Source organism: Pseudomonas sp. JV414 (assembly GCF_032424305.1).
Lineage (GTDB): Bacteria > Pseudomonadota > Gammaproteobacteria > Pseudomonadales > Pseudomonadaceae > Aquipseudomonas > Aquipseudomonas lini.
This window is the reverse complement of record NZ_VYKC01000020.1, coordinates 188,824-203,586: the sequence shown is the minus strand read 5'-3', so window position 1 is coordinate 203,586 and position 14,763 is coordinate 188,824. Positions and strand designations below refer to the sequence as shown.

Genomic DNA, 14,763 nt, shown 5'->3' with positions numbered 1-14,763 from the left:
TAATCACCAGGCTCACCACTGCAGCGTGGTGATCGGGGTCGGTTCTTTCATGACGATAAAACCGTAATCGCCCAGCAGATAGAGGCGGTAGAACTGGCTCTCCACCAGCGGTGGATAACCTTGGTAACCGACAAGGGTCGCGTTGCGCCGCTCCCTCTCCGCGACCACATTGGTGATGCCCGCCTTGGGCAGGTTTTCAGCCAGCATGAAAAAGTCGATGTTCAGCAGATAACGCAAGACCGGCATCTGCTTGAACGAGCCCGAGGCCGCCACCAGCCAGTGATCGGAGTCACTCACCGCCATGTAAATGCGCTTGGCCTCGCGCAGTTGCCTATTGGACGCAATGTCGTGCCCCAGGGAAAACAACGCGCTGGACGCAAAGGTGTTCTGCATCGTCAGCACGCGGCCATAGGCGAAGGACAGTGAAAGCATGGCCAACAGAGGCACCGCCAACAGCATTGGCAACCGCTCATGAATGGACGCCAATGCCAGATGGCTCAAATAGAACAACAGCACCAACAGGACCGCAAAACCCATCAAGGTTCTGGCACCTTCATTGAAGTCGCGAAAAAACAGCGCGGTCCCTGACACCAACAAGGTCACGACCGGCACTGCCAGCAGACACACCAGGCCCATCACGATTTTTCTCAGCCCGGTGTCATGGCGTTCCATCACGTTGCGGGCCAGCCGTGCGCTGCCTACAAGGGCACACAGCAGCAGTGCGGCGAACACCCAGGTGAATCCACCGTGAAACAGCAGCACGACTTTTTCCAGCACGCGGCCGATGTTGATTTCAAGTTGCAGCCAGGGCGCCGCCGCCCAGTTCAACAACAGAGCGCGATTCTGATTCATGTACGGATAAGCCGTGACGCTGTAGATCAACCCGCCGAGCCCTGCCTGCGCGATTTTCCAGCCAATCAATTCGTACCATTGCCGCCAGGCCCACTTGTCATTCGCGCCCCTGAGCAGTTCCAGGCAACACAAGCCCAGAAACACATTCAGGCTCACCTGATAGAGCCCCAGCGCCAGCGCAATCAGGAAAGCCGGCACCAGCCATTGCAGAATGCGCGAGGAATGACGAAACGTGATCGCGAAAATCACCGCCACCAGGCTCAAGGCAATGGTCGCCCCGTCATATTGATAAGACAGGTTCTGCAGGAAGAACGGGTTGTACCAGAGCGGTAACAGCACCAGGCAGCAGGGCATCGTTGGCTGCGGGTAGTAATGGAACGTCAGGCTGGTCAACGCAAAGGCCATGGCCAGCGTGGCGATCAACAGCGGCAACGGAAAGATGTTTGGCGCGGCATCACTGAAGGTCAGAAGGTTGTAGAACAGCTCGGTGAACAACCGCCCCTGCCCCGCCCAGGCAGTACCGGCCGACAGCGAGCGCCAGTTGTCATCGATGTAGGGATAGTCCGCGAGGATCAGCGGAATGACATAAATCAGGGTCGCGATCAGGAAAAACAGCCAGACCCGACGACGCCCGAGTTCTTTGCTGAAAAAGTCGCCCAGTCTGCCCATGCTAAAGCCCGATCCGGTCTTTGCCGCCAATGACGTCTTTGACCACATAACGGGGCCGGTGCTTGGCTTCGATGTAGATGCGGCCAACGTACTCACCGAGGATGCCGATGCCAATCAATTGGACGCCGCCGAGAAACAGAATGGCCGTCATCAGCGAGGGGTAACCGGGGACACTGTTACCGAAGAAAATCTTGTCCAGCACCATGTACACCGCGTACAGCACCGCGAAAATCGAAATGCCGCCACCGATGTAAGTCCACAACCGCAACGGCACCGTGCTGAACGAAGTAATGCCTTCCAGCGCCAGGTTCCATAGCTTCCAGCCATTGAACTTGCTGCTTCCCGCCACTCGCCCGGCCCGCTCGTATTCCACCACCGCCGTGGTGAACCCGGCCCAGGACAGAACGCCCTTCATGAACAACTGATGCTCGGGAAGCGCACGAATCACATTGACCACCTTGCGGTCCATAAGGCGGAAATCCCCGACGTTTTCTTCGATCCGAGTGTAAGAAATCCTGTTCAGCAAATGATAGAAGAGCGATGCGCTGTGGCGTTTCAGATAGCTGTCACTGTCGCGATTTCGGCGTTTGGCGAGCACCACGTCAGCGCCCTTTTGCCACTCGGCAATCAACCGCGGGATGACGCTGATCGGATCTTGCAGGTCCACGTCCATGGGGATCACCGCATCGCCGGTGGCGTATTCCAGCCCGGCAAACAACGCCGGCTCCTTGCCGAAGTTACGCGAGAAGTTGATCAGCAATACCTGTTCATCGACCTGTGCCAGCGCCTTGGCTTGCTCAGCTGTCCGATCGGTGCTGCCATCGTTGATGAACACGATCTCGACTTCACACGAGTCAAGTTTCAATTCGCGGCGCACTGCCTGATAGAACAGAGTGATCGCCTGCTCTTCATTGAATACCGGGACAATCAGCGAAACTTTCACATTTCACACTCCTGAGAAAACGAAGTGTAGATGCTCGACAGACGCCCATCAGGGGTCGTTCTGGTGCGCGAACTGCCCGGCAGACCGACGGACATGGGCTCAATTCGTTCGCTATAGGCAGCTGAGACATTCGGTAATATCCAGCCTTTTGCAATTACCTGCGAATCACGCCACCCTGCGCGCCGCTGTAGGAGCGAGGCTTGCCCGCTCCTACCCAACAACCCCGTTCAAGAGCCCGCCGTCATGACGTTTGAACGCGATCACCGAATCGACTTTTTTCGCGGTCTAGCCCTGATCTTCATCTTCTGGGATCACGTGCCGCAAAACCCGCTGGCGCAGTTCACGGTGCGCAATTTCGGTTTCAGCGACGCGGCGGAGATTTTCGTGTTCCTGGCCGGGTACGCGGCCGTGCTGGCCTACGGCAAAATAGCCCGGCGCGACGGCTTCATGGTCGCCGCGGTGAAAATCCTGCGACGCGCCTGGGTGCTTTATGTGGTGCATATCTTTTTGCTGGCGCTGTTGATGGGCATCGTGTTTTTCGCCAACAGCCACGTGGAAACCCGAGACCTGGTGCAGGAAATGGGCTTGCAGTATTTCCTCAGCAATCCGCAGCAGGCGTTGATGGATGAGTTGTTGCTGCGCTTCAAGCCAAACCTGATGGACCCGTTGCCGCTGTATATTTTGTTGCTGCTCGGCCTGCCGCTGGTGCTACCGATGCTGCTGCGCAAGGCTGAATACGTGGTGGGGTTGTCGGTGGTCTTGTACCTGCTGGCGCCATGGCTCCAGTGGAACCTGGCGGGCACCGACGGTGGCGTGTGGTTTTTCAATCCGCTGGCCTGGCAGCTGTTGTTTATTCTCGGTGGCGCGGCGGCGATTCACGGGCAACGGCCTCGGGTGCAGCAACCTCGACCACTGACTCGGCAGCCGGTTTTTATCGCAGCGCTGACCTATTTGCTGCTGACCGGGTTGATCGCAGTGTCATGGAAATGGCCAACCGTGCATGACACCTTCATGCCCCAACGGCTCGGCGAATGGCTCTATCCAATCAGCAAGACCAACCTCTCGCCGGCGCGCCTGCTGCACTTCCTCGCCCTCGCCTACGTCACCGCCAGGTTGTTGCCGGACACGGGCTGGACGCAGCACTGGCTGGTGCAACAAAGCTGTCGCATGGGTCGTTATTCGTTGGAGGTGTTCTGCTTTGGCGTGTTGCTGGCGCCATTGGCAGACATGCTCAATGCCTTGGGCGGGAACGTACTGGCGATGCAGATATTCAGCGCACTGTTGGGGGTCGGGTTGATGGCATTGCTGGGGGCCTGGCTGGATTTCAACAAGCGGTTGAATCGGCCGATATCCGTCACAGCCATTTAACGTCAAAAGATCGCAGCCTGCGGCAGCTCCTACGCCGACCGAGTACACCCGCAATATCGCGGATGTACACAAATCCCGTAGGAGCTGCCGCAGGCTGCGATCTTTTGATCTTCCAAATGCACAAATCCCGATCGTTCAGACCGGGGCTTGTGCATTTCTGGCGTGACGACTTACGACGCCGAACGCACCACACCTTGCGACACATTAGTCGGTTGCAGCTTGAACACGTAGAACAACACCGTCAGCAGCACCAGGAAAGCAGGCCCGACATACAGCGCCACGCGAGTGTCCGGGAAGTACGCCATCAGGCCGACCACCAGCACCAAAAAGGCCAGTGCCAGGTAAGAACTGACCGGGTACAGCCACATGCGGTATTTCAGGCCGGCACGTTCGCTGGCGCTCAGGCCTTTGCGGAACTTGAGCTGGGCCAGCAGGATCATCACCCAGGTCCAGATCGCGCCGAAGGTGGCAATCGCGGTGACCCAGACGAAGACTTTCTCCGGCACCAGATAGTTAAGCAACACGCCCAGCAGCAAGGCACCGATCGACAGCAGCAGCGCACGACGCGGCACGCCGTTGTTCGAGGTCTTGGCGAAACCGGCCGGGGCCTGGCCGTTCTGCGCCAGGCTGTAGAGCATGCGCCCGGTGCTGAAGATCCCCCCGTTGCAAGACGACAGCGCAGCGGTGATCACCACGAAGTTGATGATGCCGGCAGCGGTCTTGATGCCCAGACGCTCGAAGGTCATCACGAACGGGCTGCCCTGAGTGCCGATTTCGTTCCACGGGTAGATCGACAGGATCACGAACAAGGCGCCGACGTAGAACAGCAGAATCCGCCAGAACACCGAGCCGATCGCATTGGGGATGGTCTTCTGCGGGTTCTTGGCTTCACCGGCGGTCAGGCCGATCATCTCGACGCCGAGGTAGGCGAACATCACCATTTGCAGGGACATCAACACGCCTTGCACGCCGTTGGGCATGAAACCGCCGTGGGCCCAGAGATTGGAAATCCCCAACGCCACGCCGTCATTGCCGAAACCGAAAGCGATGATGCCGATGCCACCGACCACCATCGCAATGATGGTGACGATCTTGATCAAGGCGAACCAGAATTCGAACTCACCGAAGGCTTTCACCGCGATCAAGTTGATCGAGCCCATGCTGATCAACGCCGCCAGTGCCCAGATCCAGCGCGGCACGTCGGGGAACCAGACGCCCATGTACACCGCCACCGCGGTGATTTCCGCGACGCAAGTCACCAGCCACAAGAACCAGTAGTTCCAGCCGGTCAGAAAGCCTGCCAATGGACCGAGATAGTCTTGTGCATAACGGCTGAACGAACCGGCGACCGGGTTATGCACGGCCATCTCGCCGAGGGCGCGCATGATCACCAGGATCGCCAAGCCGCCAATGATGTAGGAGAGCATGATGGCCGGGCCGGCCATTTCAATGGCCTTGGCCGAACCCAGGAACAGGCCGACGCCGATACAGGCACCGAGCGCCATCAAGCGAATATGCCGTTCGCCGAGTTCGCGTTTAAGCGGGCCGCCCTGAGCGGTCTCGCCGTGAGGCAGGTGATTGCCGACTGGCATAGGTACAACCTCGTCTTGTTATTGGATGTGACCACCGAGTGTCGAAGCACCGACCGATAAGCCAGCGCTTCTGCGAAACCGGGCCTGCTTCATGGGCAGACACGTCTTGCAGGACCAAAACCTGCAAGATCAGCGGGCATGCAGTATAAAAAGCTTCCAGCAGGGTTTTTCACTCTATAAACCACAACATTCAGCCAGAACTCTCGGCAAAAGCGCGGTTTTCGGAGGGGCATTACCTGACTTATGTAGGATTATTCGCCGCTGAAACGGCGCCTAGTATTGCACAGCAATGGTGCATCGCCATGCCCCTACCTTGGCAGCATTTACCTCTTTGATGCGTCTAGTTCAGCTATTACAGACAACATCCGCCCTGTGGTGAGGGGGAGCTGTTGTGGCGAGGGGGCTTGCCCCCGTTCGGCTGCGCAGCAGTCGCAAATCCGTTACACGCGGTGTACCTAGGTTTTTTGGGACTGCTGCGCAGTCCAACGGGGGCAAGCCCCCTCGCCACAACTGGGCATAACTGCCTCCTCAGCGCAGTGAATCCTTCGCAAGAATCAGAATATTCACTCAATAATTACGGACCCGATCCAGGAAGTCGGGAACTAGCCTGAGAAGCGTCAAGTTGACTACTTACGCAAGGAAGCAATGGATTGCCTACCCAACCAAACTCTCATCGTCTGCGCTTTGGCAGAGCCTCCGAAAACGGCCGCGCTTACCTCATCACCGCAGTTACTCACGAACGCCAACCCATATTTTCTGACTGGCAATTAGGACGTCTGCTGGTCGCAGAACTGCGCCGAGTTCACGACGCGGGTTTAGTGGATTCAATCGCCTGGGTTGTGATGCCCGATCATTTCCATTGGCTAATGCAGCTGCGGGACAACAATCTGGGCAGTGTTGTCGGCTCTACCAAGTCACGCTGCACCCAGGCAGTGAACAAAATGACCGGTCGGCGTGGTCCACTATGGCAAACCGGCTACCACGACAGAGCAATCCGTGATGGCGAAGAGCTCCTGCCGTTCGCTCGTTACATTGTTGCCAATCCGTTACGCGCAGGGTTGGTGCAAAAAATTGGCGATTACCCACTGTGGGATGCCTGCTGGCTATAACGCTGAACAGCACATCTGTTATGGCATTCCTGTGGCAAGGAGGCTGTTGTGGCGAGGGGGCTTGCCCCCGTTCGGCTGCGCAGCAGTCGCAAATCCATTGCACGCGGTATGCCTAGGTTTTTGGGACTGCTGCGCAGTCCAACGGGGGCAAGCCCCCTCGCCACATCCATGCATCACTTACTACTTCACAATTTTTTCACCAACGCCAACCACCGTCTAAGCTTCAAAGAAGTCCGATCAATCTGCGTGAATGGATCAGTCGACTATGGGCGCTTTGTGGCAAACCGATTCGAGTGAAACTGTGGTTCCGACTGAACGAGTGGATGAAGCGCCTTTACCTGAGAAACCCCGTCGTTCCCGGCACGGCTGGGGGGCGTTCTGGTTGTTGCTGCTGATTATCCTGATTGTCCTGGGCCTCGCCGCGGCCAAGGAAATGCGCACCTCCAAGTTTCAGGCCCGGGAAATCAGCAAATATGCAGCCTCACTGAAGTACGAGCTGCAACCTGGCCCCAGCGATGCAATTCGCTACCCCGGCGCAGGCCCGTTCGATCAGCGGTTGGGTTACAGCGCCCTGGATGAATTGCTGCCGCGCCTGCTCAAGCGCAACTACGTGGTGTCGGCACAAACCCGCTTTTCCCCGGCGCTGATGAAGTACAGCGACAAGGGCTTTTTCGTGCCCTATGCAGAGAAAATCCAGGCCGGGCTGTCGATCACCGATTGCCGCGCGGCCCCGCTGTACCAGTACAAATATCCACAACAACTCTATTCAAGCTTTGCGGCGATCCCTCCGGTAGTGGTCAGCAGCTTGCTGTTCATCGAAAACCGCTTTTTGCTCGATCCCCGTCAACCTTTGGCCAACCCTGCCGTGGACTGGCCTCGGTTCGGCATGGCGGCGTGGTCCCAGGTGGCCAAGTTGTTGCGCCTGCCCGGCCAGTCGGCGGGCGGCAGTACGCTGGCGACGCAGCTGGAGAAATATCGACACTCGCCCGATGGCTTGACGATGTCGGGCGCGGAAAAGATCCGGCAAATGATTTCCGCCAGTGTGCGGGCTTATCAGGCGGGCCCGGAAACCCTCCAGGCCCGGCAAAATGTGATTCGCGACTATCTCAACAGTGTTCCGCTGTCGGCCGTACCGGGCCACGGTGAAGTGCATGGCATGGCCGAAGGTTTACGCGTCTGGTACGGCGCCGATTTCAACCAGGCCAACGAACGGCTGGCCAGCACCAACACCGATCCGAAAAGCCTGTCAGAAAAAGGCTTGGCCCTGCGTGAAATGCTGTCACTGATGATCGCTCAGCGTCGCCCTTCCCATTACTTGACCAAGGGCCGTGACGAATTGGCCAGCCTCACCGACAGCCATATTCGCCTGCTGGCTCAGAATGGCGTGATTGATGCGCCACTCGCGACAGCAGCATTGGCCAGTAAAGTGACTTACCGCGACTGGGCCACCCAGCCCACCATTCAGCCAATCGAAACCAACAAGGGCATCAGTGTGGCGCGCAGCCGTCTGGGCGGGTTGCTCAACCGTCCGCTGTATGACCTCGACCGCCTCGACCTGTCAGCCACCAGTACGCTGCAGGGCGAGTTGCAAACCCAGGCCACTGCGTACCTCAAGCATTTGGCAGACCCCACTTATGCAGCGGAAATCGGCCTGATTGGCGAACGTCTGCTCACACCCACCAGCACCGCGCAGGTGCGCTACAGCTTCACCCTGTTCGAACTGACACCGGACGGCTCGCGGGTACGGGTGCAGACCGACAGCACCGATCAGCCGTTCGACATCAATGAAGGCAGCAAGCTGGAACTGGGCTCCACGGCAAAAATGCGCGTGCTCACCACCTACCTGCAAATCATCGCCGAGCTGCACGATAAGTACGCAGCGATGACCGTCCCTGAATTGAAAAAAGTCGAGGTCCCGGACCAGGACCGTCTGAGCCGCTGGGCCGTCGATTACCTGATTCAGAACAAAGACCGCAACCTGCCGAACATGCTGAATACCGCGCTGGATCGCAAATACTCCGCCAGCCCTGGCGAGGCCTTTTTCACGGGTGGCGGGCTGCATACCTTCAATAACTTTCGCAAGGAAGACAACGGCCGCCTGCCGACCCTGCGTGATGCCATTCGTGAGTCGATCAACCTGCCGTTCATTCGGCTGATGCGTGACCTTGTGCGCTACACCACCTATTCCGGTCCCAACAACAGCGCCGAATTGCTCAAGGACGATCGCGACCCTCGGCGTCAGGAATACCTGGCCTCATTCGCCGACAAAGAAGGCACCTCGTTCCTGCTGAAGTTCTGGAAGAAATACCGCAACAAGGACACCAAGGCGCGGCTCGAGACCTTTCTCGACAGCATGCGCCCGACGCCGATTCGCATGTCCGCCGTGCATCGTTATCTATTCCCCCAGGCCGACCAGGAAAGCTTCAACACCTTCGTACGCTCGCACCTCAAAGGCGCCAAGCTCAATGAAAAACTGACTGATGAACGCCTTGAACGCCTCTACCTGAGTTACGGCCCTGGCAGCTATGACCTGCCGGACCAGGGCTTCATCGCCAAGGTCCACCCGCTGGATCTGTGGTTGATCGGCTACTTGCTGAACAACCCCGACGCCAAGTTCAGCCAGATCGTCAAAGCCAGCCAGTTCGAGCGTCAGGAAGTCTATAGCTGGCTGTTCAAGAGCCGGCACAAGGGCGCCCGCGACAGCCGAATCCGTACCATGCTGGAGATCGAGGCGTTTCTCGACATTCACCAGCGCTGGCAGAAAGTCGGCTATCCGTTCGATCATCTGGTGCCCTCGCTGGCCACCGCCATCGGTAGCTCCGGAGACCGCCCGGCGGCATTGGCAGAGCTGATCGGCACTATCCTCAATGACGGTGTGCGCATGCCGACGCTGCGTATCGACAGCCTGCACTTTGCGGCCGATACGCCCTATGAAACCCGCCTGATCAATGACCCGGTCGTCGGCAAACGAGTGATGCCTTCCGAAGTGGCAACGGCCATGCGCGAGGCTTTGTCGCAAGTGGTGGATGCCGGCACGGCCAAACGCGTGGCGGGCAGTTTCAAACTGGCTGACGGTAGCCCCTTGGCCATGGGCGGCAAAACCGGTACCGGCGACAACCGCATTGAGGCCATCGGTTCCGGCGGGCGGATTCTCAGCTCGAAATCGATCAACCGCACAGCGACTTTCGTGTTCTACATTGGCGACCGGCATTTCGGTACCCTCACCGCCTATGTCCCCGGGCGCACGGCCGAGAATTTCAAATTCACTTCGGCGTTACCTACGCAAGTGCTCAAGGGCATGGCGCCGATTCTTTCACCTTATCTGCAACCCGGCACCCATACGATGTGTCAGCCAACAGTGACAACGGCAATCCGCTAGTCACTATCAACAAGCGGGGGCGGGTTGGCGGTAACCCTGTATTTTTCATTCTTTGATTTCGGGAGGTTCGGTTCAAAAACGGCGTTGTTTCAAACTAATCTTTGAGCTTTTTTTGGGCAGCACACGTACCTAGTCTGATCGCTCCACTATTGATCAACGGACGATCAGGCAATGCTCAACCCGTATAAAATTCCAGACCAGCTCGCCAATGACCTGGCCGATAAAAGTGTTCATTTTGATTTGATCAAAAAGGCCATTCCTTCCTGGCTGGCAGGTACTTCCATCGATCGTGTCAATGAGCTGAAGGCCGACAGAGTGTTCATCCCAGACCCGCTGCGGGACGCCACACAGGCGCTGCAGCAACGTCTGAAAAATGGCATCAAGCTCAGCTGGACTGCGCAAAACGATGTAGATCGCGCACTCAGCGAGCTACAGGATGTTTACGCTTTTGCCCGGCCCATCCTGCAACAGGCGCTGAAGGACCGCTTCGGCGTCGATGACGATGTCGAGGAGACCTGGCTACGATTGTATGCACCGGTGAAAACATCCTGGTGGGTTCATGACTTTTCAGGCGGTACCACCAGCCGAACCATCTCGCTGCTGGACGCCGCCCTGCATAACTTTTCGCACAACGAGTCGTTTCACCAAGACTCCGAGTTCATCACCCGCCCCGACGCGCGTGGGCACTTCGGGGTCAAACGCCTCAAACACAAACTGAGCATCGATCAGTTCAAATCACTGTGCCGCGAACTGAACATCGGTGCCAAATACCAACAGCATCTGAAGGAGTTTTTGCTGTCGACCAACAGAGTGGCGAGCAATTACCTGCGTTACATCGTCATTCGCAGTCAGAAAAGTGCGCTGAATGTTGCGGCCCAAATCGCTCTGATGAAAAAGGACATCGACCAGGAGGCCTATGACGTAGTGCAAGGCATGCTCGACGATCGTTCACAGTTGAAATGGAACGGTCAGCCCGTCGGCTATTACAACCTGACAATGATGGACACGCGCCTGGTTGGCATTGTGCTGATCGCCCCCGATGTATCCGCCGCCACGGGCCCCGTCCCGGTCATGGCGTATGTTCCCCATGACCCGGAGCATCCGCTCAAGCGATACCCGTCGTCGCTCGAATTCATGGAGGAACTGACACGCCAGTTACGCGATGGCGCCGCCACCAAAAGTTATCAAGAGTACTTCAGCCAGTTCGTGCCTCATCAGCAACGCGGACATTTTTTTGCCGGGCTGAATGACCGCCTGAGCAAAATCAAATGGCATCCGGCCCCACCAGGCTCCAACTTGCCCAGTTGGCGTGAAACCCCCGTGACCAACCCCGACTTGAAGTTCAGCCTATCGAGCGTCAAGACCGACAGAGAGACTGTTTTCAAGAATGATCTTTGGGGCTACTACTACCGACAGAAGCTCAACAAGATTCTCAACGATGCGCGGGAAATCGCGATTTCCACCGAGTACGCCGATCGTATGGCCCGCTGGGCCTGGTGGGATAATCTGGAAAAAATGCTTTCAGACATTCTCAACGTCGCGCTGCTGGTGGCGACGCCGCTTGTCCCTGGCCTGGGCACGCTGATGCTGGCCTACACCGCCTATCAACTGACCGATGAAGTGGTCGAGGGTATCGTCGATCTGGCCGAAGGTCATTTTGCCGAGGCTGCAGAACAGACCATCAGCGTGCTGGAAAGCATCGTCCAGTTGGGCGCATTCGCGGCGGGAGGCGCAATCGGTAATGTCGCGCGGGCGAAACTCTCGCCATTCTTCGAAGGACTCAAACCGGTGCAAACGGCCGAGGGTCAGACACGGTTATGGAATCCTGACCTTACCCCTTATGAAAAATCCGGCTGGTCATTGCCAATAGACGCCAAGCCCGATGGAACAGGTGTTTACCAGCACCAAGGCCAGCAACTTCTGCGACTCGACAATAAACTCTTCGAAGTGCAAAAAGACCCGGCCACCGGGCAACACCGAATCATGCATCCACAACGCCCCGACGCGTATGCACCGACCTTGCGGCACAACGACCAAGGCGCCTGGGTCAGTGAAACGGAAAACCCGCGCGAGTGGGAAGGCTCGACGCTGATGCGTCGTATCGGACATACCACCGACAACTTCAGCGACACACAACTGGAACAGATCCGTCAGATCAGCAGCACCGAAGAAGCCGCCCTGCGCAGGATGCACATCGAGCACGCCCCGCCGCCGCCCTTGCTGACCGACACCCTGCAACGCCTGGGGGCACCGGTGAGTCCACCTGCCGCGTTGTCCCCCGAAATGGCCGCACTTTTCAGCGAATTTCCCGAGCTGCCAGAAACCGTCGCGGAAAAAATCTTCAACGGCGCCACCCAGTCAGAGCGCCAGCAGATTGCCCGGCACAAGCGCCTGTCATTGCGCCTGAAAAGCCAGGCTCGGGAACTTCAGTTCGAGACCCAGGCGGTCCGCGCCGCCCACGGCCTGTATGACGACGCGTTGGTCAGTCGTCATACCGAACACCTGGTTCTGGGCACCTTGCGGATGCAAACCGATACCTTCGGCAACCTGCGCATCGAAATCCGCCAAGGCGCACTCGATGGCGAGCTGCGATGCAGCGCCGGGCCGGAAGATGCAGCACAAGTGCGGGTCATGGTTCGCGACGAATCCGGAAAATATGAAGTGCGTGACGCCGAGAGTAAGCAGATCCATGCGGCCGATGATTTTCTTCCAGCCCTGCTCCAGGCCATGGGCAGGAACGGGCAGAGAGCGTTGGGATATCGACCGGGCGATGCCGGATTCTTCAAGCAGTGGATCATCGCCAAAACCGAGCCAGCGAGCGAGCGCCGGGCGGTTCTGGCCACGCCACCGATTCGGGCCGTGGCCGAGCACGAGACACTGTTGCTGGTGCGAGGCGCCTTCGCCAGCAGAGCCGGCGAAACTCTGCAAGAGCGCATTCAGGACCTGCACTCGGACTTCAGCGACGACGAGGTCGACACGTTTGCCGACGCCCTGATCGCAAGAGGCGACGCACTAAGAGCCATTGAGCAGCGGGAAGATGAACTCGATGAACTGCGCGTCATCCTCAACCGCTGGGAATACCAGCAACCGGAAACGTGGGGGCCTGGCAGTAACGCGTTTCGTGACGGCGGCGGACGGCATATCGTCGAGCGCCTTATCGATTGTTTCGAGCGCAAAAAAACCGGACTCGGCAGTCGTATCGACCCGGACAACTATGCCCTGGACCTGTCCAGAGAAATGCTGCCACTGGATCTGGAGACTTGGTGGTCAAAGCGTCCTCCCGAGCTGAGAAAGTTCCTCGACAAAGTCAATGTACTGAAACTCGACAACACTTTCTTTTCCAGCGAACGCAATGGCTTGTTGAAAGCCTTCCCGAACCTTCGCGAACTCAGTGCGCGAGGGTGCGAACTCAAGCGGCTACCCGAGAACATCGGGGACATGCACAGGATGGAACGCTTGCAGTTGAGTGATAACCAGATTGTGTTCGATGCCAACGCAGTCCTGCGACTCAAGCAACTGACCTACCTGGAAATACTCAGGCTCGATGACAACCCACTGACGCTGTTGCCGGACATTGGCCGCATGCCGAGACTCAAGGTCGTAGCCTTGAAAAACACCGGCCTGACCACCTGGCCCGACGGTACCCTGGCCAAAACCCGCCCAAGGGGTTTTCTCCTGGACATGCGGGACAATCCCCTCAGCGTTATTCCCGAGGTGGTGCCCGGCAGGCCAGAAGCCTGGGTGATCGCCCGCACTCGACTCAACGTTGGTGATTTGTCGGAGATCAACCAACTGCAATACCAGGAGATTCGTCGCTCAGTGGAGTTGCCTCCCGAGCCTCTGGTGATTTCTAACCCGACGGTATTTGAGGGCACTGCGGATGATTGGATCGACGTGCCCGGGCTTGGGATAGAAAGGATCGGCACTTTCAGGGAACTGACCGACGACCCCCGGTCCCATGCGTTTGTCGAAATCGTGCTCAAACAGGAAAGCTCGGCGGACTTTGCCACTGCGGGTCCGATTCGCCACCAATTGTTACAGCGTATCGCGCGCATGGTTGATGCCGTGTACATCGACACTCAGCTGCGCGAGCAGCTCTACACCATGGCTATCGCTCCCGTCGATTGTGCCGATGCCGGTGCGCAGTTGTTCAACAGCATGGGCATTCGCGTGCTCGCCTCCGAGGCCTATTCGTACACCATCGACCGTACAGAACTTCAGCGCAAACTGGTGACCCTGGCCAAAGGCGCCGCACGATTGGATCACGTCAACGAAATTGCCCGGGCCGACGTCGCCAGTCGTGGAGGCAACCCTGATGAGGTCGAAATCTACCTGGCGTACCAGACGGGGCTCGCTTCGCGGTTGAACCTGCCGTGGCAATCGGAACGCATGTTGTACCGAACGGTTGCAGGCGTAACCGACACCATGATTGATGAGGCGTACGACACGGTGCTAGCCCTGGGCGAAGGCGATGGTCTGATCAACACGATGCTTGAACAGGACTTCTGGGAGCGTTACTTGCGTGAAACCTGGCCAATCCAGATAGAGACGAACAAACAACTCTTCCAAAGCAAATACGAGAAGCTGGAGACACTGCCAGCCACCCAGCTTAAGTGGCTCAAGTCGACTGGCCTTGAGAAAGCCGGGCTGCGAAACAAACTCCTGGAGCTGATCAACGATCTGCCCGTTGCCGAGTCAGTGGTTTTTGACGTTGACCCCATCACCGACAGCACCTTCGACCGCCTGCTCGTCGACCTGGGCGATGCGGAAAAACAACTGTTGAGACGCTTGACCCGCGACGCACTGCGCAAAGCAGGCCAATTGAAGCCATAAGGCAACCCAAGGCAGCCT

At 57.9% G+C, this 14,763-nt stretch carries 7 protein-coding genes; 4 read left to right on the top strand and 3 right to left on the bottom strand.

The genetic code is table 11. The annotated features are described in order from the left end of the window. Positions 1–12 precede the first annotated feature (12 nt). Both F6R97_RS20635 and F6R97_RS20630 read right to left on the bottom strand, forming a co-directional pair. Positions 13–1,521: a glucosyltransferase domain-containing protein gene (locus F6R97_RS20635; protein WP_038981818.1), complete on the bottom strand. Its 1,509-nt coding sequence runs from the start codon at positions 1,519–1,521 to the stop codon at positions 13–15. Position 1,522: 1 nt separating this feature from the next. Beyond that, the gene (locus F6R97_RS20630) at positions 1,523–2,464 is read right to left on the bottom strand and encodes a glycosyltransferase family 2 protein (RefSeq protein WP_038981816.1); all 942 of its coding nucleotides are present in this window, start codon (positions 2,462–2,464) and stop codon (positions 1,523–1,525) included. Between the two features lie 243 nt (positions 2,465–2,707). On the opposite strand from F6R97_RS20630, the gene F6R97_RS20625 reads away from it, so the two are divergent. Continuing rightward, complete coding sequence (locus tag F6R97_RS20625; protein ID WP_315867007.1) at positions 2,708–3,832, top strand: OpgC domain-containing protein; 1,125 nt, start codon at positions 2,708–2,710, stop codon at positions 3,830–3,832. A 170-nt stretch (positions 3,833–4,002) separates the two neighbouring features. Here F6R97_RS20625 and F6R97_RS20620 read toward each other — a convergent pair whose 3' ends face one another. Further along, positions 4,003–5,424: an amino acid permease gene (locus tag F6R97_RS20620; protein ID WP_038981811.1), complete on the bottom strand. Its 1,422-nt coding sequence runs from the start codon at positions 5,422–5,424 to the stop codon at positions 4,003–4,005. A 650-nt stretch (positions 5,425–6,074) separates the two neighbouring features. Between F6R97_RS20620 and F6R97_RS20615 the strand changes: the two genes are divergently transcribed. The 3 genes from F6R97_RS20615 to F6R97_RS20605 all read left to right on the top strand — a co-directional run bounded on the left by F6R97_RS20615 (position 6,075) and on the right by F6R97_RS20605 (position 14,745). Next, positions 6,075–6,533 (top strand): REP-associated tyrosine transposase, encoded by a 459-nt coding sequence (locus tag F6R97_RS20615; RefSeq protein WP_315867006.1) that lies wholly within the window; start codon positions 6,075–6,077, stop codon positions 6,531–6,533. A 265-nt stretch (positions 6,534–6,798) separates the two neighbouring features. Beyond that, the gene (locus tag F6R97_RS20610; RefSeq protein WP_315867005.1) at positions 6,799–9,912 is read left to right on the top strand and encodes a transglycosylase domain-containing protein; all 3,114 of its coding nucleotides are present in this window, start codon (positions 6,799–6,801) and stop codon (positions 9,910–9,912) included. A 171-nt stretch (positions 9,913–10,083) separates the two neighbouring features. Beyond that, entirely contained in the window at positions 10,084–14,745 is a 4,662-nt protein-coding gene (locus F6R97_RS20605) for a dermonecrotic toxin domain-containing protein (RefSeq protein ID WP_315867004.1), read from the top strand. The last annotated feature ends 18 nt before the right edge of the window (positions 14,746–14,763 follow it).